Origin of the sequence: Thalassotalea marina (genome assembly GCF_014656435.1) — a bacterium.
Lineage (GTDB): Bacteria > Pseudomonadota > Gammaproteobacteria > Enterobacterales > Alteromonadaceae > Thalassotalea_C > Thalassotalea_C marina.
This window is the reverse complement of the sequence record NZ_BNCK01000002.1, coordinates 558412-578693: the sequence shown is the minus strand read 5'-3', so window position 1 is coordinate 578693 and position 20282 is coordinate 558412. Positions and strand designations below refer to the sequence as shown.

The 20282-nt window shown below is 39.5% G+C and carries 15 protein-coding genes and 6 tRNA genes; 6 read left to right on the top strand and 15 right to left on the bottom strand.

Annotated elements, in window-relative coordinates:
* Position 1: 1 nt before the first annotated feature.
* The gene (locus IE199_RS05880) at positions 2–883 is read right to left on the bottom strand and encodes an ABC transporter ATP-binding protein (RefSeq protein WP_189768211.1); all 882 of its coding nucleotides are present in this window, start codon (positions 881–883) and stop codon (positions 2–4) included.
* Between the two features lie 253 nt (positions 884–1136).
* Here IE199_RS05880 and IE199_RS05875 point away from each other — a divergent pair, with 253 nt between their 5' ends.
* On the top strand, positions 1137–1322 hold the full coding sequence (locus tag IE199_RS05875; protein ID WP_189768209.1) for a hypothetical protein: 186 nt from the start codon (positions 1137–1139) through the stop codon (positions 1320–1322).
* A 3-nt stretch (positions 1323–1325) separates the two neighbouring features.
* Positions 1326–1550 carry a hypothetical protein gene (locus tag IE199_RS05870; RefSeq protein ID WP_189768207.1) on the top strand — a complete coding sequence of 75 codons (225 nt, stop codon included), beginning with the start codon at positions 1326–1328 and terminating at the stop codon, positions 1548–1550.
* A 13-nt stretch (positions 1551–1563) separates the two neighbouring features.
* Here the strand turns inward: IE199_RS05870 and IE199_RS05865 are convergent, their stop codons facing one another.
* Positions 1564–3687, bottom strand: a complete 2124-nt coding sequence (locus tag IE199_RS05865) for a GNAT family N-acetyltransferase (RefSeq protein ID WP_189768205.1) — start codon at positions 3685–3687, stop codon at positions 1564–1566.
* 286 nt (positions 3688–3973) lie between these two features.
* Between IE199_RS05865 and IE199_RS05860 the strand changes: the two genes are divergently transcribed.
* The 3 genes from IE199_RS05860 (at position 3974) to IE199_RS05850 (ending at position 5760) form a co-directional block, all read left to right on the top strand.
* Positions 3974–4150: a PA3496 family putative envelope integrity protein gene (locus tag IE199_RS05860; RefSeq protein WP_189768203.1), complete on the top strand. Its 177-nt coding sequence runs from the start codon at positions 3974–3976 to the stop codon at positions 4148–4150.
* 145 nt (positions 4151–4295) lie between these two features.
* Positions 4296–4949: a pyridoxamine 5'-phosphate oxidase gene (gene pdxH / locus IE199_RS05855; protein ID WP_189768201.1), complete on the top strand. Its 654-nt coding sequence runs from the start codon at positions 4296–4298 to the stop codon at positions 4947–4949.
* 58 nt (positions 4950–5007) lie between these two features.
* Positions 5008–5760 (top strand): substrate-binding periplasmic protein, encoded by a 753-nt coding sequence (locus IE199_RS05850; RefSeq protein ID WP_189768199.1) that lies wholly within the window; start codon positions 5008–5010, stop codon positions 5758–5760.
* A 27-nt stretch (positions 5761–5787) separates the two neighbouring features.
* Here IE199_RS05850 and IE199_RS05845 read toward each other — a convergent pair whose 3' ends face one another.
* The 12 genes from IE199_RS05845 to IE199_RS05790 all read right to left on the bottom strand — a co-directional run bounded on the left by IE199_RS05845 (position 5788) and on the right by IE199_RS05790 (position 15203).
* Positions 5788–6921, bottom strand: a complete 1134-nt coding sequence (locus IE199_RS05845; protein ID WP_189768197.1) for a sodium ion-translocating decarboxylase subunit beta — start codon at positions 6919–6921, stop codon at positions 5788–5790.
* A gap of 7 nt (positions 6922–6928) precedes the next feature.
* Entirely contained in the window at positions 6929–8704 is a 1776-nt protein-coding gene (oadA, locus tag IE199_RS05840) for a sodium-extruding oxaloacetate decarboxylase subunit alpha (protein WP_189768195.1), read from the bottom strand.
* 12 nt (positions 8705–8716) lie between these two features.
* The gene (locus IE199_RS05835; protein WP_189768193.1) at positions 8717–8986 is read right to left on the bottom strand and encodes an OadG family transporter subunit; all 270 of its coding nucleotides are present in this window, start codon (positions 8984–8986) and stop codon (positions 8717–8719) included.
* Between the two features lie 386 nt (positions 8987–9372).
* Positions 9373–9435: transfer RNA gene (locus IE199_RS05830), tRNA-Ser, on the bottom strand.
* A gap of 924 nt (positions 9436–10359) precedes the next feature.
* A tRNA-Arg gene (locus tag IE199_RS05825) sits at positions 10360–10436 on the bottom strand.
* A 180-nt stretch (positions 10437–10616) separates the two neighbouring features.
* Positions 10617–10693 (bottom strand) — tRNA-Arg (locus tag IE199_RS05820).
* Positions 10694–10843: 150 nt separating this feature from the next.
* Positions 10844–10920: transfer RNA gene (locus IE199_RS05815), tRNA-Arg, on the bottom strand.
* A 181-nt stretch (positions 10921–11101) separates the two neighbouring features.
* Positions 11102–11178, bottom strand: a tRNA-Arg gene (locus tag IE199_RS05810).
* Positions 11179–11181: 3 nt separating this feature from the next.
* A tRNA-Ser gene (locus IE199_RS05805) sits at positions 11182–11274 on the bottom strand.
* A 204-nt stretch (positions 11275–11478) separates the two neighbouring features.
* Entirely contained in the window at positions 11479–11673 is a 195-nt protein-coding gene (csrA, locus tag IE199_RS05800) for a carbon storage regulator CsrA (protein ID WP_189768191.1), read from the bottom strand.
* A 425-nt stretch (positions 11674–12098) separates the two neighbouring features.
* Entirely contained in the window at positions 12099–14720 is a 2622-nt protein-coding gene (alaS, locus tag IE199_RS05795) for an alanine--tRNA ligase (RefSeq protein ID WP_189768189.1), read from the bottom strand.
* A 48-nt stretch (positions 14721–14768) separates the two neighbouring features.
* Positions 14769–15203, bottom strand: a complete 435-nt coding sequence (locus tag IE199_RS05790) for a regulatory protein RecX (protein ID WP_189768187.1) — start codon at positions 15201–15203, stop codon at positions 14769–14771.
* 194 nt (positions 15204–15397) lie between these two features.
* On the opposite strand from IE199_RS05790, the gene IE199_RS05785 reads away from it, so the two are divergent.
* Entirely contained in the window at positions 15398–18955 is a 3558-nt protein-coding gene (locus IE199_RS05785; RefSeq protein ID WP_189768185.1) for a BACON domain-containing protein, read from the top strand.
* A 161-nt stretch (positions 18956–19116) separates the two neighbouring features.
* Here the strand turns inward: IE199_RS05785 and dinB are convergent, their stop codons facing one another.
* Entirely contained in the window at positions 19117–20178 is a 1062-nt protein-coding gene (dinB, locus tag IE199_RS05780; protein ID WP_189768184.1) for a DNA polymerase IV, read from the bottom strand.
* Positions 20179–20282 lie beyond the last annotated feature (104 nt).

Below are 20282 nucleotides of genomic sequence, written 5' to 3'. Positions count from 1 at the left end.
ATTATTCTCTTAATGAATGGCCAGTTAATTTTAAAAATAAATCATCTAAATTAGCCGATTTAACTTGCAAGCCCTCTAAGGAAACCTGTTTGGCAATCAATGCCGCTAACGTAGCTTCGACATTGGAAGACGTAATAGCAACACGTTCACCTTCGAGTTGCCAGCCATTTTCGTCAATAGTAGATTGGCTGACATGTGCAGCAGGCAAATATATAAAGATTTCTTTAAAGTGACGATTGAGCAATGTTTGTGGTGTGCCACGTTCAATCACTTGTCCTTTGTCCATAATGACCACGTCATCACAAAGCTGCTCCGCTTCGTCCATGTAATGCGTCGTTAAAATAACAGTTTTACCTTGTGTTTTAATGTTTTCTATTAATTGCCAAAAGTTACGCCTTGCTTGAGGATCTAACCCAGTTGTTGGTTCATCCAAAAACACAATATCAGGATCATTAATCAGTGCCAGTGCCAGCAATAACCGCTGGCGTTGTCCGCCTGATAGTAAACGATTATCTCGGTCGAGAAAGTCTTTAAGATCACATAACTCAATAAGGCGTTGGTGAGATACCGTATGCTGATAAAAAGAGGTGAATAAGTTGAGTGTTTCTTTCACAGTCAAGAAATCTTGTAGCGCGGTGTGCTGAAATTGAATACCTATTTGTTGCGCGATATCACTGCCAGCAGGTTTACCACCATATAAAACCTCACCAGAGCTAGGTTTAATAATTCCTTCCATAATTTCTATTGTCGTTGTTTTGCCTGCACCATTAGGCCCTAACAGACCAAAACACTGACCTTTATTTATGGTAAAGCTAATACCATCAACAGCATTTAACTCACCATATTGTTTGACTAAATCTTTAACTTCAATGATTGCGTTCACTGTATACCACACTTGTTTTTATTGTTAACGCTTAAGGGTTAATTCGAACATGCCCAGCTTTCAAAGACAATTAGCGATAAGAAGCAATTATCAACACGAGCAAAAGTTGCACTTAGCATAGCCTGATTAGTCAAATTAACATAGTGATTAAAAAACACTTATTGAGAATAATTATTATTTGCATTTGTTATTTTGAGCCGCTAAAGTTAACACTTATAGGTTTACTAGAAAACATCATAACCAAGGAGCTATTGTGAAGCCCAAATTTTTGTCTATCACTGAAAAGGAGCAGGCACAAGTTGCTATTTCAGGACAACTGCTAGCACAATTGATTTCACAGGGACTGGTCCATTGCAGCGATTTAAAGTGCTTAAATAGTGCGGCAAAAAGCATCATGTGGCAAAGCTTATTAAACTCTAGTGTGCAGCTTAAGGATTAACCGATGACTCATTATCAAGAAAGTAAATTTTCACAAATGCAAAGTTGGTTAACGGTATTACTTAATACTTACACCGAAAACCCAAGTATTGGCCTTGCCAAAGTTATTGGCTTTTATACAGAAAAAATTAGCCAATATGAAGAAGTTGTTTTTGATCACGAACTCTCTTGCCACTATTTTCAAATGAAAAAGTTTTGGCGATGGCGCGGACAAAGTGATTTAAAATGATTGCTCAATAAAACTAGGTATTTTTACTATCAAGCGCCTGTAATGTAGCTAGTAATAAACTGTTGAGCTGTTTAACGCCAGTAAGCTTTGCTTCTTGAATTAAACTTGCATCGCTATGGCATAACCAATATTTGCGTAATAAAAGGTAAAATGCCTGTGGCAATTGATATAGACCAAACTCTGTCTTTATTGTTTGTGCTGATAAAGTTTGCGCGTTTTTCATTTGGTGCTTTAACCAAAGTTGAATACTAAATGCGCTTTGCGCCAATTGAGCTTGACCACTAAGTAATCTAGCAACATTAGTTTCGTCTATCAGCTCCAAAGCGGGAAGAAACCGCTCAGAGAAACCACATACCAGCTCAAATGCTAGTTCAGGTTCAATATCACTATGAGTTGTAGATAGTTTATACCAAAAACTTCGAACGGCTTGAAAATGCAAACTGTCTAACAATTCAGAGTGGTTATTTGAAATTGCTTTTAATAAAACCGCTGAATATTCTCCACTTGCTTTGTCTTTATTCAGCCCTAAATCAGTCATGACAAAGCCAGCTTTATGCCAAAAGCTAACCACCAATGCACTAGCTGCAAAGCTGGTCGCTAAAAAGTCGACACCATGTTGTTTAGCTTTATCCTCAATTCGATTTAATAAATAACTACCAATACCTTGGCTTTGCATGTTTTGACAAACAGCAATTCGACTTACACGCCAGAACTTATATTCAAAAGCACGTTCAACCGCGCAATGACGGTACAAATACTGCGGAATAAACTGATTTTTAAGTTGTCGCTTATGTTGCTGCACTAAACTTATTTCGCTGTCGTTAGCTAGCCCCTCTTCTATGACTAGGCTGACCGCTAGAATTGCCATCTCCTGCTTAACAACAAACACTTTAGCTTGAGGGTTTGTTAGGATTAACTTTAAATCACTGGGAGAGGTTTGATAATGTGAGCTAACCAATATAGCAAAAACTTGTTCCAATAAACCTTCATCTTCAGACAATTCATTTTTATTGAGCAAATGAACGTGAAATTGACCTTTTGGTAATCTAACGTCTCTTTCACTTGCGTTTAGTACAAAAGCTGAAAAAGTAAAACGTTCTAACGGATCGCCTTCTCGCCATCGAATTGCTTGCTCTAAGTGCAGCTTACGGTAGTTAGGCGTCAACTTTTCGAGCGTTTTTCTAAATTTAGTAGCAAATCCACGACCAGCACCTTCATAACCATGTTGAGTGGTACTGAAGACAATTCTAGGGTAAGACTGAACTAGCCGATTTAATAAATAAAGCGGGATTGCAGCTGCTTCATCAACCAGTAACAAATTGACATCTGGCTGCTCGTGTAACAGCTTGTCTATGGGGAAAAACTCTACACTATTGTCACCAAAGCTAAGTGTATTATTTTTAAGTTCGCTGTCTGTACATTCGTTGATTGCGCTATTAAAAAAAACGGCAACTGATTCTCTAACTGGTGCGCAAACTGCTATTTTAAAAGGCTCTGTGCTGTGTTTTATCAAATGACCAGCGGCAATACCCAACGCAGTACTTTTACCTCGGCCTCGATCTGCTGTTAATACTAGTGGTCGATGCGCGCGCCCCTGTGCAACTTTCAATATTGCATTAATTGCAGCTAATTGATCTTGTGTTCGCGCGTTAAAATCTAAAGTCGAACTAGTATTTTCAGTGGGAAAGTTTAATTCATGACTTTCGCTATCTGGCAGTTTCTTTGCAAAATACAACACCTCAGCATCTGCTGAAACTTGTCGATTTAATCGTTGGATAAACAAATCTGGCGATTTCTGCTGCGTTTCGCTTGGTAGCCAAACTAAAAAACCTCCCGCTTTAATTGTGCCAGACAACGCGGCAAAGGCGTCGGCATGAAACTGCTCGTCATTAAAAACGACCACATCATATTCTCGCCCTAGTTGGTGACGAAAATTTAAATTGATACTCTTCAAATCAGCAATTGCACTGCCCCAGAGCAGCATGCTTTTACCTTGGTGTTGGCAAAAATGACTAATGGCTTGAACGGCATCTGATTGCGTTTTACTTTCACCTGTCACTACCACTAATCGACGCTCATTTTTTAATTTTAAAAAATGATGCCAACGTTCCAACCAAGTTACTGATTTTTCTGACACGTTTACCCTAATAATCGCTAAATTGCATTACCGTTTATTCTATCAGGCATATAGATATCAACAAAACATTCATTACACGCTTCCCCCCTTCATATTAAGCGAATTTTATAATGAATTCCCCTCGCAATGATCTACTCGCTGGCTATCACTCGTACAAACCGTTGGCTTTTTCAACTAACAGTCTAAGAAATTTAATTGACCTAACGAATTTCCTTGCCTATTTTCAAAAGGTGAGGATAAAATTTTGCAGACTGTTATCGTTATACGCATGAAGTAGGTAAGCACCATGACTTATGACAATACCGACGATTTAGACGAAAACCTTGATATCGAGCCAGAAAACACCTTGGACATAAAGCCTTCTGAAGAAAAGAGCGCTGACGTAAGGAAACGGATTGATGACTTGTTAGAAAGAAAGCGTCTTAAAGAGTTACTTGATGATAGTGATGACTGGGATATCTAGTCACACCATTACCCCGTAAAGCCTCATTAACCTAATATGAGGCTTTATCAATTCCACACTAAATTCCACTTTTCGAAAAGATCTATTAGTTTTTTTCTACGTATAGTTGATAAAATAAACTCAAAATAACTGTTTGATTAACCAAATGACCTTTTTAGAAAGATTAAAGTGCCTATTTACTTTTGGTCAGGGCGTTGCGCTGCCATTACCTCAAATTGATGCCGACATGTCACCTTACGAGTTATTTGACCTGTGGTTTAAAGATGCAAATAAATCCGGCATTTTATTGCCAGAAGCTATGTCTGTCAGCTCTGTCGACTCAACTGGACAACCCAGCTCTCGCATGGTTTTATTAAAAAGTTTTGACGAAAACGGTTTTGTCTTTTTCACTAACTACGGTAGCCGTAAACATCAAGAACTCTCTGGAAACAATAAAGTAGCACTACTTTTTCACTGGAGTGTTTTACAGCGACAGGTGCGTATTGAAGGCACGATAGAAAAAGTGACTGCAGCAGAATCTGAGGCTTATTTTCACTCTAGAGATAGAGGTAGCCAAATAGGCGCTTGGGCATCAAAACAAAGCCAACGTTTAACTCACGATAATGAACTTAAAGAACGTGTTAAATCCTACACGGATAAATTTAACAATCAGCAAGTACCACTGCCAGAATTCTGGGGAGGATTAAGAGTAAAGCCCCACTACATGGAATTTTGGCAAGGTAGAGCAAGTAGGCTGCACGATAGAATTTGTTTTGAAAAAAGCGAAAACAACTGGCAACAATTTAAGCTTCACCCATAAGGATTGTTGATATATCTTAAGCTGTGCTAAGGTTTAGTCATGCAATAAGGAACAAGCATTGAAAAAAGTTCTATTAATTACATTGGTATGTTACTCAACCTTAGCAGTAAGCCAAGAAGTAAACGTTGGTTTTGAACCCTTCCCGCCATTAATCAATGAAGACGGCAGTGGAATTGCAATTTCACTACTAGATGCCATTAGCCAAAAAACTGATTTAACATTTAATATTGAATTAATGACCTATGACAGAGCGAAGAAGAACTTACGTGATAATGAGCTCGACTTAATAGGTATCACACCCAAAGGCAACGAGTCTGAAGATTTTTACCTGTATGCTAAAGAGTTATCTTGGTCCTTTAGCACTACCTTGGATGTGTACAGCACCAACCAAAAATTATTAAACCTAAATCAAGTTGAAGAACAGTCAATTGGAACTCTAGTTGGTAACGCTGACTTCATTGCTCAAGTCACCAATATTCCAAGAGAAAAATTTATCGAAGTAAGTAACCTTAACCAGTTGGGTGTTATGCTAATTAAAGGTCGGTTAAAGGTCGCTGTGTTTGAACGTGTATCGATGATGACCACCTTGCGTAAACTCGGTTTACCTTTTATTCATTACAAAAAGCTAACATCAATTCCCGCAAGTTTAGCCGTGCAAAATAACAAAGCAGGTATAGCATTAAAAAAACAAATTGATGACACTCTCGCTCAGTTGGAAACCGACATTTATCTAGAACATTTCTATCAATATAATCGGCTAGCCGATTCTGGTGTAGTCAGTACCTTTTCAGATAAAAAAACGCTGAACTAAGTCAGCGTTTTTTTTACATGCCTTATTTTATTGTCCAACAAGTGCCAGTAAGATCCCTGCCGCAACTGCTGATCCCAATACACCAGCAACATTGGGGCCCATCGCATGCATAAGTAAAAAATTATGTGGATTGGCTTCTAATCCTACCTTATTAGCAACACGTGCCGCCATGGGGACCGCAGAAACACCTGCCGCACCAATTAAAGGGTTTACCTTTTCTTTGCTGAATTTATTCATGAGTTTTGCCATTAACACACCTGATGCAGTACCAATAGAAAACGCAACAGCACCAAGTGCCAAAATACCTAAGGTTTCCACATTTAAAAATGCATTTGCACTTAATTTTGAACCAACACCTAGACCTAAAAAGATGGTAACGATATTAATTAATTCATTTTGTGCAGTTGAACTTAAACGATCTACAACGCCACATTCTCGCATTAGGTTACCCAAACAAAACATGCCAACAAGTGGTGTTGCTGCAGGTAAAAAGAAAATGGTCATCATCAATACACCCAGCGGAAAGATAACTTTTTCAATTTTAGTTACATGCCTTAGCTGCGCCATTTCGATTTTACGTTCTTCTTCCGTGGTAAATGCTTTCATAATTGGCGGTTGGATAATTGGTACTAATGCCATATAAGAATATGCAGCTACCGCAATAGCGCCGAGTAATTCAGGTGCTAATTTCGAAGCAAGAAATATTGCTGTTGGCCCGTCTGCGCCACCAATAATGGCGATAGCCGAAGCATCTTGTAACGAGAACTCAAAGCCTGGAATAGCATTTAACGCGATTGCACCAAACAAGGTCGCAAAGATACCGAACTGAGCGGCAGCACCTAACAGTAGGGTTTTCGGATTGGCAATTAGCGCACCAAAGTCTGTCATCGCCCCAACGCCCATAAAAATGAGCAACGGGAAAATTCCAGTATCAATACCGGCATAATAGATGTAGTGCAATAAACCACCTACTTCTGAAAAACCAGCGACAGGAATGTTGGTTAAGATGGCACCAAACCCCATTGGAACTAATAGTAATGGCTCAAAGTTTTTAGCAATTGCTAAATACAACAAGCCACAACCTACCAGCATCATTACAATTTGGCCAAATTCGAAATTAGCTAAGCCAGTAGACATCCATAACGTATTTAACTGCTCCATATGTCACCTACGCCAAGCTCAACAGTACATCGCCAACAGCGACGGAGTCACCTTCTTTGACATTAATATCCACAATTTTCCCACTAGAAACAGCTCTGACTTCGGTTTCCATTTTCATCGCTTCCATGACGATTACAACTTCGCCAGCTTCAACTTGTTCACCTTCACTCACGAGTACTTTGAAGATATTTCCCGCTAAAGGTGCGTTTAATGTTTCTTCTGCGCTTACAGAAGCCGATTGTTTAATAGCGGCGTCTGCTGCAGATGTTACAGACGACACGCTGCCACTTGGGCCAACAACGACATCAAATACCTTGCCATCAACACTTACTGAATAACGCTCAGCTGATGACTTAGTAGAAGAGGCTGCTTGTTCAGTAGGTTTTGCCGCTTCCTTAGTTGGTACTGGCTCAAACGCCTCAGGGTTATTACGATTTTCTAAAAACTTTAACCCTATCTGTGGAAACAAAGCGTAAGTTAATACATCGTCAATAACATCATCAGCAAGCGAGATATTTTTCTCTTTGGCGAGCGATTCCAACTCAGCGGTTAATTTGTCCATCTCTGGTTCTAATAAGTCTGCTGGTCGACAAGTAATTGGCTCTTTGCCTTCGAGAACACGGTTTTGTAATTCAGAATTAACAGGTGATGCAGTTGCACCATATTCGCCTTTTAACACTCCTGCGGTTTCTTTAGTTATAGACTTATAGCGCTCACCAGTTAGTACATTTAATACTGCCTGTGTACCGACAATTTGTGACGTTGGAGTAACTAATGGGATATTGCCAAGATCTTCACGCACACGAGGGATCTCTTGCAGTACATCATCAAACTTATCAGACGCTCCTTGCTCTCTAAGCTGATTTTCCATATTAGTTAACATGCCGCCAGGTACTTGTGCCAATAAAATACGTGCATCAATACCTTTCAAACTGCCTTCAAACTTAGCGTATTTTTCTCGAACTTCACGAAAATAAGCCGCAACTTCTGCAAGTTTTTCCATGTCTAAACCCGTGTCTCGTTCACGTCCTTCAACAATAGAGACGATAGTTTCCGTTGGTGAGTGCCCGTAGGTTTGGCTCATTGAAGAGATTGATGTATCAATGACGTCAATATCAGCTTCGATAGCCTTCATATGAGTGGCGACACTTAAACCAGTCGTGGCATGACAGTGCAGAGAAATTGGTAACGAAACAGTTTCTTTGAGGCGAGAGATAAGCTCAGCACCATCGTAAGGCTTTAACAAACCAGACATGTCTTTTATACACAGAGAATGTGCACCTAGATCCTCTAATTCTTTGGCCATCGTCAACCAACCGTCTAGGGTATGTACAGGGCTCTCGGTGTAACTTAGCGTACCTTGGGCATGTGCACCGACTTTCACGGCAGCTTTTATCGCTGTTTTTAAATTTCGCACATCATTCATGGCGTCAAATATACGGAAAACGTCTACACCGTTAACATGTGCGCGCTCGACAAACTTTTCGACAACATCATCAGCATAATGGCGATAGCCTAATATATTTTGGCCTCTAAACAACATTTGTTGTTTAGTATTTGGCATCGCTTTTTTCAATTCTCTAATTCGGTGCCAAGGATCTTCACCTAAATAACGAATACATGAATCAAAGGTGGCGCCTCCCCAAGATTCAATAGACCAAAAGCCAATTTCATCTAACTTAGGGGCTATGGGTAACATATCCTCTAAACGGAGTCGGGTTGCCAACAAAGACTGGTGGCCATCCCTTAGTACAACTTCAGTAATTCCTAGTGGTTTAGACATGACAATCGCTCCTTATTCTTTGTTATTATGCTTTTGACGATACTGAGACACGGCACTGCTTATCGCAGCAACAATTTGCGGTGAAACACCATCTTGTTCAGATGTTTTTACTTTAGCCTTTTTTCTTGAATTTTGATTAACCGGATCAGGAAACTTAATTGCTAACTTGACCAATACTTGATTAATAAAAATGATGAGCAGCCCCAAAAATGCAAATACAAACACCATGCCTGCTAGCATTAATTTACCTGCATCGATAAAAAGCTGAGTTAGGTTTTCCATTATTATTATCCCATGCTCAATAATTATAGAATTAGAATAATCACTCCAATTAACAAAAAGCAAATAAAATTTAACCAGTTCAGAAAAAAAGCAATTCGTCAACATGACAAACGCAATTAAATTCACTTTTAATTAATATTTATTCATACGATATTCAATAATTAAATATCAAAATACACAACATCTTCATGGCACTAAGAAAATTCGCTTAAAACATCCGAAAACACCGATTAAACCTTGAATATACGAATGAATACGTAGTCAAACTTCCCGACAATTAACGACTAATAATAGAACAATTATTTCGAATAAACTTCTCAACATTTTCATTTTGCTTTATCAAAGTAATTGAAAGGATCAAGATAGCAAAGAACAATACTAAAAAATGGCGGACGCGGCAGGAGTCGAACCTACGACCGTAATAGGTATCGTTTCGTCGCCTGTACTCCAATTGCGCTAAGTCACTGCTCTTAAGTTGATTAATCGCAAAACGAAAAAAGCCAACCCGAAGGTTGGCTTTTTAAAAGTGGCGGACGCGGCAGGAGCCGAACCTGCGACCGGAATCGGTATCATTTCGTAGCCTGTACTCTAATTAGACTAAGCCACTGCTCTTAAGTTGATTAACTGCAAAACGAAAGAAGCCAACCCTAAGGTTGGCTTTTTAAAAGTGGCGGACGCGGCAGGAGTCGAACCTACGACCGTAATCGGTATCGTTTCGTAGCCTGTACTCCAATTACGCTAAGTCACTGCTCTTAAGTTGATTAATCGCAAAACGAAAAAAGCCAACCAGAAGGTTGGCTTCTTAAAAGTGGCGGACGCGGCAGGAGTCGAACCTGCGACCGGAATGGATCTCGTTTCGTAGCCCGCAGTCCAATTACGCTAAGTCACTGCTCTTAAGTTGATTAATCGCAAAACGAAAAAAGCCAACCCGAAGGTTGGCTTCTTAAAAGTGGCGGACGCGGCAGGAGTCGAAACTACGACCGTAGTCGGTATCGTTTCGTAGCCTGTACTCCAATTACGCTAAGTCACTGCTCTTAAGTTGATTAATCGCAAAACGAAAAAAGCCATCCCTAAGGTTGGCTTTTTAAAAGTGGCGGACGCGGCAGGAGCCAAACCTGCGACCGGAATCGGTATCATTTCGTAGCCTGTACTCTAATTAGACTAAGCCACTGCTCTTAAGTTGATTAACTGCAAAACGAAAGAAGCCTACCCGAAGGTTGGCTTTTTAAAAGTGGCGGACGCGGCAGGAGCCGAACCTGCGACCGGAATCGGTATCATTTCGTAGCCTGTACTCTAATTAGACTAAGCCACTGCTCTTAAGTTGATTAACTGCAAAACGAAAGAAGCCAACCCGAAGGTTGGCTTTTTAAAAGTGGCGGACGCGGCAGGAGTCGAACCTGCGACCGCCTGGTTCGTAGCCAGGTACTCTATCCAGCTGAGCTACGCGTCCGCGGTCATCAATATTTTATATCCCGAGGTAGGGATAGCGAACCAGTTCGTAGCCATCTAAACCAAGCATACTGCCTATCCAGCTAAACTACATATTCGCTGTCATCTATATTTTATATCCCGAGGTAGGGATAGCTATATAATAGCCTTTCCTAAATATTTAACCACTTAAAGAAAAAAGTGGCGGACGCGGCAGGAGTCGAACCTGCGACCGCCTGGTTCGTAGCCAGGTACTCTATCCAGCTGAGCTACGCGTCCGCGGTTATCTATATTTTATATCCCGAGGTAGGGATAGCGAAATTATCGCAATATCAGTTTCATTTCTTGATATAGAAAACCTAATAAAACTAAGATGTCGGCAATATCTTAGAGTAAAAAAAACCAGTCTTAAGACTGGTTTCTTAAATATGGCGGACGCGGCAGGAGTCGAACCTGCGACCGCCTGGTTCGTAGCCAGGTACTCTATCCAGCTGAGCTACGCGTCCGCGGTCAATCTATATTTTGTATCCCGATGTAGGGATAACGAACCGGTTCGTAGCCATCTAAACCAAGCATACTGCCTATCCAGCTAAACTACATGTTCGCGGTCATCAATATTTTATATCCCGAGATAGGGATAGCTACATAATAGCGTTTCTTAAATATTTAACCACTTAAAGAAAAAAGTGGCGGACGCGGCAGGAGTCGAACCTGCGACCGCCTGGTTCGTAGCCAGGTACTCTATCCAGCTGAGCTACGCGTCCGCATGGCGGTGAGAGAGGGATTCGAACCCTCGATACAGCTACAAACTGTATACTCCCTTAGCAGGGGAGCGCCTTCGGCCACTCGGCCATCTCACCAACGGGGCGAATATTAATGGATATAAAAAATAAGTCAAACACTTTTTTAGCTTTTATTTTTGTTTGCTGACAAATCACACAAACCGCTCGAATATCACACATTTTATGTACTAAAAGTGTGAACATGAATAAATTTAACCACCAAGCATTATAAATTGCGGACGAAAAAAAAGCCGGCTGAGCCGGCTTCTTCTTAAAACCAAATTAGAAATTTCCAGACGGTGCCGATTCGCCTTTTTCAGACTGTATACGCATGTAAATCTCTTCACGGTGCACTGACACCTCTTTTGGTGCATTAACACCAATACGGACTTGATTACCTTTAACACCTAACACAGTGACTGTAACATCATCACCGATCATTAAAGTTTCTCCAACTCTACGGGTTAATATTAACATTCCTAATTCCTTAATATTTAAAACGGGATAAACTAAATTAAGCTAGTTAAACAAATTTAGTAAATTAATTGGATCAATTTGCTTGTTAGGGGAATTCAACGCTTATCTTAGATAAGCTAAACGCAAAACATTCAAACCAGTTGAACTTAAAGAAGGGAATCCTCTTTAACACTCCCACAAGCAATGTCAAACCAATTAATTATATTTTAGCAAGCTTCTAGCCATCTGGCAGTTAAAAAACCATATTTTTGCAATAAAATTCGATATTTCATCGTTTCAACATCTATTTTTAACTTCCCTTTAACAAAACGATGGTATTGAACATCTGTACCAATCTGTTTGCTCTATTTAATTAGAACAGCAAACACCGTTTTATGTTTCAAAAAAAGAGGCCGAAGCCTCTTTTTCATACGCAAATAACTTGATTAAAGTTTACTTTCAAGCCAAGGTTTAACACTAGCCATAGCAGCCGGAATGTTTTCAGGCTGGCTACCACCTGCTTGTGCCATATCAGGGCGACCTCCGCCTTTGCCACCTACTTGTTGAGCAATTAAGTTAACAAGCTCTCCTGCCTTAACTTTATCAGTAAGATCTTTAGTTACCCCAGCAATGAGCCCTACTTTGCCTTCGTGAGCAGTAGATAGAGCAATAATACCTGAGCCTATTTTAACCTTTAGGTCATCAACCATGCCGCGTAAATCTTTCGATGCTACGCCATCTAATTCAGCAATAAGGACTTTAGTGCCATTTATTTCAATTGCCTGACTCACAAGATCAGAACCTGCTTGAGCAGCAAGTTGTTGCTTCAACTGAGCAATCTCTTTTTCTAATTGTTTAGTACGACTTAATACTTGTTCAACTTTCTCTACTGAACTTGCAACGTCAGACTTAACCATTGATGCAATTGTTGACAGTTTTGCTGCTTGTGCGTCAATAAATGCTAGCGCAGCTTCGCCAGACACTGCCTCAATACGTCGTACGCCAGCAGCAATACCTGATTCAGAAATAATTTTTACTAGACCAATGTCACCAGTGCGATCAACGTGAACACCACCACAAAGCTCTACTGAGAAGTCACCTAAAGTAACCACACGCACTTCATCGTCGTATTTCTCACCAAACAGTGCCATAGCACCTTTTTCTTTGGCTTCATCGATTTGCATCAATTGAGTATCGCGTTGATGATTCTTACGAATTTCTGCATTAACCAAACGCTCAACTTCGATTAATTCATTAGCCGTTAACGCCTCAAAATGAGAAAAATCGAATCTAAATTTCTCTGCTTCAACTAGTGAACCTTTTTGAGTAACGTGCTCCCCTAACACTTTGCGAAGCGCTGCATGCAGAATATGAGTTGCAGTATGGTTTTTTACAATTGATGCTCTGCGTTCAATATCAATTTCAGCTTTGACTCGAGCATTTAATTGAATTTTTGCTTTAGCGATACCTTTATGGGCAAAAGCATTACCTACTTTTGTCGTATCCTGTACTTCGAATACCCCAGCATCAGTGACGATGACACCAGAGTCACCCACTTGGCCACCAGATTCGGCATAAAATGGTGTGTTGTCTAATACCACAACACCTTGTTCACCTTCTTGCAGTTCATTAACTGAGCCCGTGCTGTTAAAGAGCTCAACAACAGTCGCTGAAAAGCTATTGTTGGTATAGCCTTTAAACGACGTATGTTTATCAGACTTCAATTTTTCATTGTAATCAGTGCCAAATTGGCTAGCTTGTTGTGCACGTTCACGTTGTAAACCCATCGCGACGTCAAAGCCATTTTGGTCAATTTTCAATTGACGTTCACGAGCAATGTCAGCAGTTAGATCGGCTGGAAAGCCATAAGTATCATAAAGCTTAAACACGTCGTCGCCATTAATGGTGTCACCTTGAAGATTAGATAAAATATCTTCAAGTAATAACATACCGCGATCTAATGTACGACCAAACTGTTCTTCTTCAATTCTTAGAATTTTTTCAATGACAGCTTGTTGTTCAACAAGTTCAGGATACGCTTCTCCCATTTGCTGAGCTAAAGAAGCCACTAATTTATGGAAGAAGTGCCCCTTTGCATTTAATTTGTGACCGTGACGAATAGCACGACGAATAATACGGCGAAGTACATAACCTCGTCCTTCATTCGATGGCATAACACCGTCAGCAATTAAAAAGCTACAAGAGCGTATATGGTCGGCAATCACACGCAAAGATTTGTTTTCTAAATCATCACAAGATAATAATGCTGCGGTATCACTAATTAAGCCTTGAAAGATATCAATTTCATAATTGCTATGCACATTTTGCATAATGGCGGAAATACGCTCTAAGCCCATTCCTGTATCTACTGCTGGTTTTGGTAAAGGCTCCATAGTGCCATCTTCATGACGATTAAATTGCATGAACACCAAGTTCCAAATTTCAATAAACCTGTCGCCATCTTCTTCAGGTGATCCTGGAGGCCCGCCCCAAATATGTTCACCATGATCGTAGAAGATCTCAGAACAAGGTCCACACGGGCCTGTATCACCCATAGACCAGAAATTGTCTGATTCGTATTTTTTACCTGCCGTTTTGTCACCAATACGAATTATTTTTTCAGCAGGAATGCCTATTTTTTTTGACCAAATATCAAACGCTTCATCATCGGTTTCATAAATAGTCACTAATAATTTTTCTTTAGGTAGCATTAAAACTTCAGTTAAAAAGTTCCAAGCATAACCAATTGCATCTTCTTTAAAATAGTCGCCGAAACTAAAGTTTCCTAACATTTCAAAGAAAGTATGATGTCTGGCAGTATAACCAACATTTTCTAAGTCATTGTGTTTACCACCAGCTCTTACACAGCGTTGTGACGAAGTTGCTCTGGTATAGCTACGCTTTTCGGCTCCTAAAAAGGCGTCCTTAAATTGCACCATACCGGCATTGGTAAAAAGCAATGTGGCATCATTGCCAGGAACTAGAGAACTACTTGAAACAATTTGGTGTTGCTTCGAAGCGAAAAAATCTAAAAATGCCTTTCTGATCTCGGCACTGGTTTTCATCATAGCCTTACCTAAATTTTTATAATATGTGAATTAATTACTCTATTTGCTTCAATCGTTAACCAAAGCAAAAATGTCATAGGACGAAAAACCACGATATTGCAAAAAACGAATACGTTTGGCTTTATCTTTTTCGTCGCGAATCGGCACAAGCCCAAATTTTTTTTCATATGCTTGTGCCGCTTGTTCAAACCAATCTATAGCATACTCTTGTTGAACCAAGCGTAAAATTGCTTTATCTACACCCTTTTGCTGTAACTCTTGTTCGATATATTTCAGACCGTAGCCTTTGTTCACTCGACTTCGAAATACAGATTCTGCAAATCGTTGCTCATTGCAGTAATTATTTTCAACCAAAAAGGTAATTACCTCTGCAATTTCTGAAGATGAAAAGCCGCGTTGTAACATCTTATGGTTTAGTTCTTTTACCGAGTGCTCTCGTCTCGACAACAAGTCTATTCCTACATGTAATATCTCTTTATTCACGCAACTCTTTACTTTCAGTAATTCAAAAAGGCAATTTAGTGCAAAACATCTAACTATTCTACCCGTTACTGGCGAAAAAATCATAATTCATGATTAAATTGTGATAAGTTTTTACATTAGTCCTGGGATAGAGCAAAATATTAATATTAATATTTAAGCTACCTGATAAGCAGTTAACAATAATAGGGAACTATATGAAGGAATATTCAATTCATTTCATTCGTTTTACTGTCACTTTAATTCTTGTATTAACGTTGCAGGCCTGTGGCGGAAGTTCTAATAAAAACTCACAGAATTTCACTATCTCCGCAAATACTTCAGAAATAAGTTTTAGCAATGAATTTTTGAAGGTATCCGACGATACTTACCAAGTAGATGTTACTTTTAACGGTAATGGTTTACTACTGGGTTTTGCACCCGACTCGCAAGCTGTAGGCTGGCTAAGTTACTCAACCAAAAATGTAACCGCCACGAGTGCAACTGTAGAACTAAAAGTCATTAATGCTGAAAATATTGTGCCTGACCGCTACCAAACCAAGTTGCGACTTTCAACAGGCGATGTTAATGATGTCAATCTTGCTCACCACGACATAGATATTTCTCTAGTCGTATGGCAATTAACGACGACTCAAGAGTCAATTAGTTTTAAAACAACCTTAGGTGAAGTCTCTCCCCTTTCTCAAACAATCGACATTACCACTGATAGTAATAACACTTGGACCGCTAGTGTTGACGCCAATTGGCTTACTATTGACAACAGCCAAGGAGAAAGTGAAGGCTCGGTTACTATTACCGCTGACCCTTCCGCTTTTAACCAACCGCAATTGCTTCAAGCTAGTTTAACACTGACAGAAACAACAAGTGGTGGCACAAAAATCATTCCAGTGGAACTTGGGATAGATCAGCACTATGTTTTCACTAATCAATCAGTAATTGGCCTTACTAAAACTAGAAATATTAACGTGACATCACAAACAGTCACTATCGACTCTAATATTGGTGGGGCTTTAAATCTAGCCGTCACGTCTAACGAAAATTGGCTGGATGTCGAAATTTCACCTAATAACAGCGATCAAATCACTATTACTAAGGCTGCAGACGTCGCGCTTAATGACGGCCTACACCAAGCAACAGTCACTGTTAACGCACTAAACAACGGCGGTGGTATTAACCAAGAGGTTGCCTCAGAAACCATTCAAGTAGCCTATTACCAAACAAGTGAAAATACCGACAACCAAGCCATCACAGAAAAGAACATTACTCTTGGTTCTATTGCAGTATCACCTTATTTACCGCATTTTTATACGGCAGAAAATAACCACATCGCAACTTATCATGTATATACCGGCGAACTTGTATATTCGTTATCCATTGCTGACGAAAGTGCCGTTATCGATCAGTTATTAATTCACCCAGAAGGACGATATTTACTAGCACGAGCAACAACATCAATAACCGCAGATGATGGAACTACGTCTCAAACTGTTGCTAGGTATAAAATAGACTTGATCGCCAACAGTGTCATTGAGTTGACTGAAGCAGAGTTAGAATATGAGCCAGCGAAGTTTATTTCGGTTAACGGACGCCATTTTGTTATTTCTCAAACATTAGAAATTGCAGATGAAAACTTAAAACGTATTTTCTGGGATGAAAACAACGCATATTTTGCCTCGCAAATCGACCAAGCAAAACACGCACAAAGTATCTATGCGTTAGATGTAAATGCATTTAGTTTTAAGAGATATGTAGCTACAGTTAATGACTTCACTAAACAAGCTATATCACTTGAGCAAACCCATGAACATAAACCTTCTTTATTAGAAGACGGGCAAGCAATATCTAGTTTTGTCGCTGACGATCATGATAGAGGCTTGTATTTGGTAAGCCCAACGAGCGAATGGATAAGCTTTGACGGTACAACTTTCACCGACCATGGTTTGCTTGAACAAACAGAAAATGCCACGACGTTAAACCTTGTGAAATCATTAAATGGCAGAGCTTACTTTTTACGTGCAGCTCAAGGCTTAGGTTTCTATTTAGACCTTTACAATGCATCACAACAACTGGTACACACTTTTGAAACCAATGGCCAACAACCGGCTTCGTTGCAATTTTCAGCCGATGGTAGCAGGTTGATTATCAATTCAGTAAATGCTCAACAAATAGAATTATTAAATGTCGAGCAACTACAAAGCTCGGAACAAAATGTCAATTTCAATACCGTTGTTAATGCACAAACACCTGACGCACAAAGCGTAACGATTAATGGGTTATCCAGTGAGTGGCAACTAGTGACATCTGCTCCTTGGTTGTCAGTTGATACTGCATTTACGGGAGAAACACTCACCCTAACATTAGCATTGCTAGACGGACAACTAACAGCGCCAGGCACTTATTACACACAAGTTGTAGTAAGAGATATAATCAGCGGTGCTTCAAAAACAATCACTGTAGCCGTTAATATCGATGCTTTACGTTTTAGTAGTAATTATCCAGCATTAGCTTTTAATGAAATGGCTAACATTAATACCTTGAGCCACACTGTAACCATTTTAAATAATAGAAATGATAATGGGTTAAGCTGGTCAGCAACTACAGCAGCAAATTGGATTACCTTGAACGCTGAACCAGCACAAAATACGTTAAATATCTCTGCAGACGCAAGTGCGCTAACACAAGGTATTCATACTGCTACTATTATCATTTCTTCTGACGAAAGTGAAAGTGCTCAAGGTGATGAGATAACTGTAACATTACACAAAAGTGACGAGCAAAGTGAAGAGTTAGTCATTAATGATATCAGTGTTAACAACGATAATACGCGTTTAAACACAGCATTAGATCCTATTCGCCCTTATTTGTACATCGCCTCTGGTCATAACATTAACGCGATCAACATCTATGATGGCACAATAGTAAAAACGGTCAGTGCACCGTTAACTGATATTGATTTAACTAATTTAGTTATTCACCCTGATGGTTCTTTATTATTAGTATCTAACCTAGAAACATACCAAGATGCCGATGGCCAAGAACAAAGCAGAGTTAATCATTATAAAATTGACCTAACTTCGTTTACCTTGACACAGTTACCTGAAGAACAAGTGACAATCAATAATAGCTATCGTCCAATGGCAATAGTCATGATTTCAGGGCAAGCAGTAGTAGTTACACAAGCGCAAGAATTTGCAGACCTGAATTTAACTAGTTTATGGTGGCAATCGGAAAGTGCTTTTATTTCTAACCAGTTTTACGATATTAAAAATACAGACAGTGTATTAAGCTTCAACAGCTTAAATAATACCGTGTTTCAATATGATTTGAACTACAACTCTGTTGCAGAAACTCCACTAACATTGAGCAACAAAATAAGCTACTTAAACACTTCGTTTAATAACAATATTAGAAACATTTCTGCTAGTAATGATGGTACTAATGTATATAGTGCGAGCGTGTTATCTGAATGGTCAACATTTGATGGCACTGTATTTACAGATCAGGGAGTACTTTACAATACTCCAGTAGTATCAAGTATTAGAGTAGCAACAGATTCCAGTGACAATGTGTACTTTTATCGATTTGATAGCGCAAATGGATTTTCATTAGCGAAATTTAATAGCGCACAACAAAGCCTTTGGCATGTAATTCACACCACAGGCTCTATTGACACGCTTATATCACCGGATTACCAACGCCTAATAAGTTACAGTAGTTCAAACAACACCTTGTCGTTTGATACCTTACCTGATTAATACTATCTCTAAAAAACGCCCTGATGGGCGTTTTTTTTAATCCGTAAAAAAACAAACTCATCTTTCCCAATTTAAAAAAGAAAACCTTTATTCGTAAAGTTGGTGTTTCATTTTGTTTTTGTTGGTATTTCAAACTGGCAAGACACAATAGGAAACTCAGTTTAGACAATAGGCAGAGTTAATTGTGCCTGCTCGCTATGTGATTGCGATTTATCTGCAAAACCAAGAGTTAACCCCACTAACCTTATTTTCCGGAAATTGGCGCGTGTTAATGCCTTGCTAAATAAAGTTAAGAAGTTTTGCTCATTAATCGTCTGACTCTGCATTTCAACGGTTGTTTGGTTAAAATCAGAAAACTTTAGCTTTACGCCCTGTTTAACAATAGGATAGCCCTCAAGCTTTTTATATCTAAGAGTTAATTTGGGCAGTAAGTTCATCATAACCCGCTTAACCTCTTCAATTGACATGATATCTTGCGCCAACGTTGTTTCAACCGCCAGTGACTTTCTTATTCGTGATACTTGCACTTCCCTATCGTCTCGGCCAAAACTTCGATGAAACAAAGAGCTCGCTTGTTTACCGAGCAGAGTTTGTAAATAAAGGATATTACTAGCCCTGACGTCCTTACAGGTGTTAAATCCATGTTTTGCAAGACGCTCTGCGGTTTTAGGACCAACACCAGGTATTTTTCGCAATGGTAAATTTTCGACAAATGCAGCAACCTTGTCAGGCGATATAACACATTGACCATTAGGTTTGTTTTCATCGCTCGCTATTTTGGCTAAAAATTTATTAGGTGCAATACCTGCAGAGGCGGTCAGCTTTGTTTGCTCGTATATTTCTTGGCGGATTTGCTGTGCAATTAACGTAGCGCTACCAGAAAACAATTCACAGTCAGATACATCCAAGTAAGCTTCATCTAGAGATAAAGGCTCAATTTTATCTGTGTATTTGGCGAATATCTCTCTTATTTGCTGAGAAACGGCTTTATAAACTTCCATTCTGCCATTAACAATAATGAGATCTGGGCATAACTTTTTCGCCTGATGGTTTGGCATAGCCGAACGACAACCAAATTGGCGAGCAAGGTAATTGCACGTACTGAGAACACCACGTGCTGAATTGCCGCCAACCGCGATAGGTCGGTTTTGCAGCTCGGGATTGTCGCGCATTTCTACAGCAGCATAAAAACAGTCCATATCAATGTGAATTATTTTACGCATAGCACAAACCTAACAACTGTATTTATACACAGTATATTTTTTACATCTAAAAATGTAAATACGAAAAGTTTATTCTAGATATAAAAAAAGCGGCTATTGCCGCT

Bases quoted from the DNA above. Each gene is read 5' to 3' on its own strand.
- IE199_RS05870 (WP_189768207.1), top strand. From the start codon at position 1,326: ATGACTCATTATCAAGAAAGTAAATTTTCACAAATGCAAAGTTGGTTA.
- IE199_RS05860 (WP_189768203.1), top strand. From the start codon at position 3,974: ATGACTTATGACAATACCGACGATTTAGACGAAAACCTTGATATCGAG.
- pdxH (WP_189768201.1), top strand. From the start codon at position 4,296: ATGACCTTTTTAGAAAGATTAAAGTGCCTATTTACTTTTGGTCAGGGC.
- IE199_RS05845 (WP_189768197.1), bottom strand. From the start codon at position 6,921: ATGGAGCAGTTAAATACGTTATGGATGTCTACTGGCTTAGCTAATTTC.
- oadA (WP_189768195.1), bottom strand. From the start codon at position 8,704: ATGTCTAAACCACTAGGAATTACTGAAGTTGTACTAAGGGATGGCCAC.
- IE199_RS05835 (WP_189768193.1), bottom strand. From the start codon at position 8,986: ATGGAAAACCTAACTCAGCTTTTTATCGATGCAGGTAAATTAATGCTA.
- csrA (WP_189768191.1), bottom strand. From the start codon at position 11,673: ATGTTAATATTAACCCGTAGAGTTGGAGAAACTTTAATGATCGGTGAT.
- alaS (WP_189768189.1), bottom strand. From the start codon at position 14,720: ATGATGAAAACCAGTGCCGAGATCAGAAAGGCATTTTTAGATTTTTTC.
- IE199_RS05785 (WP_189768185.1), top strand. From the start codon at position 15,398: ATGAAGGAATATTCAATTCATTTCATTCGTTTTACTGTCACTTTAATT.
- dinB (WP_189768184.1), bottom strand. From the start codon at position 20,178: ATGCGTAAAATAATTCACATTGATATGGACTGTTTTTATGCTGCTGTA.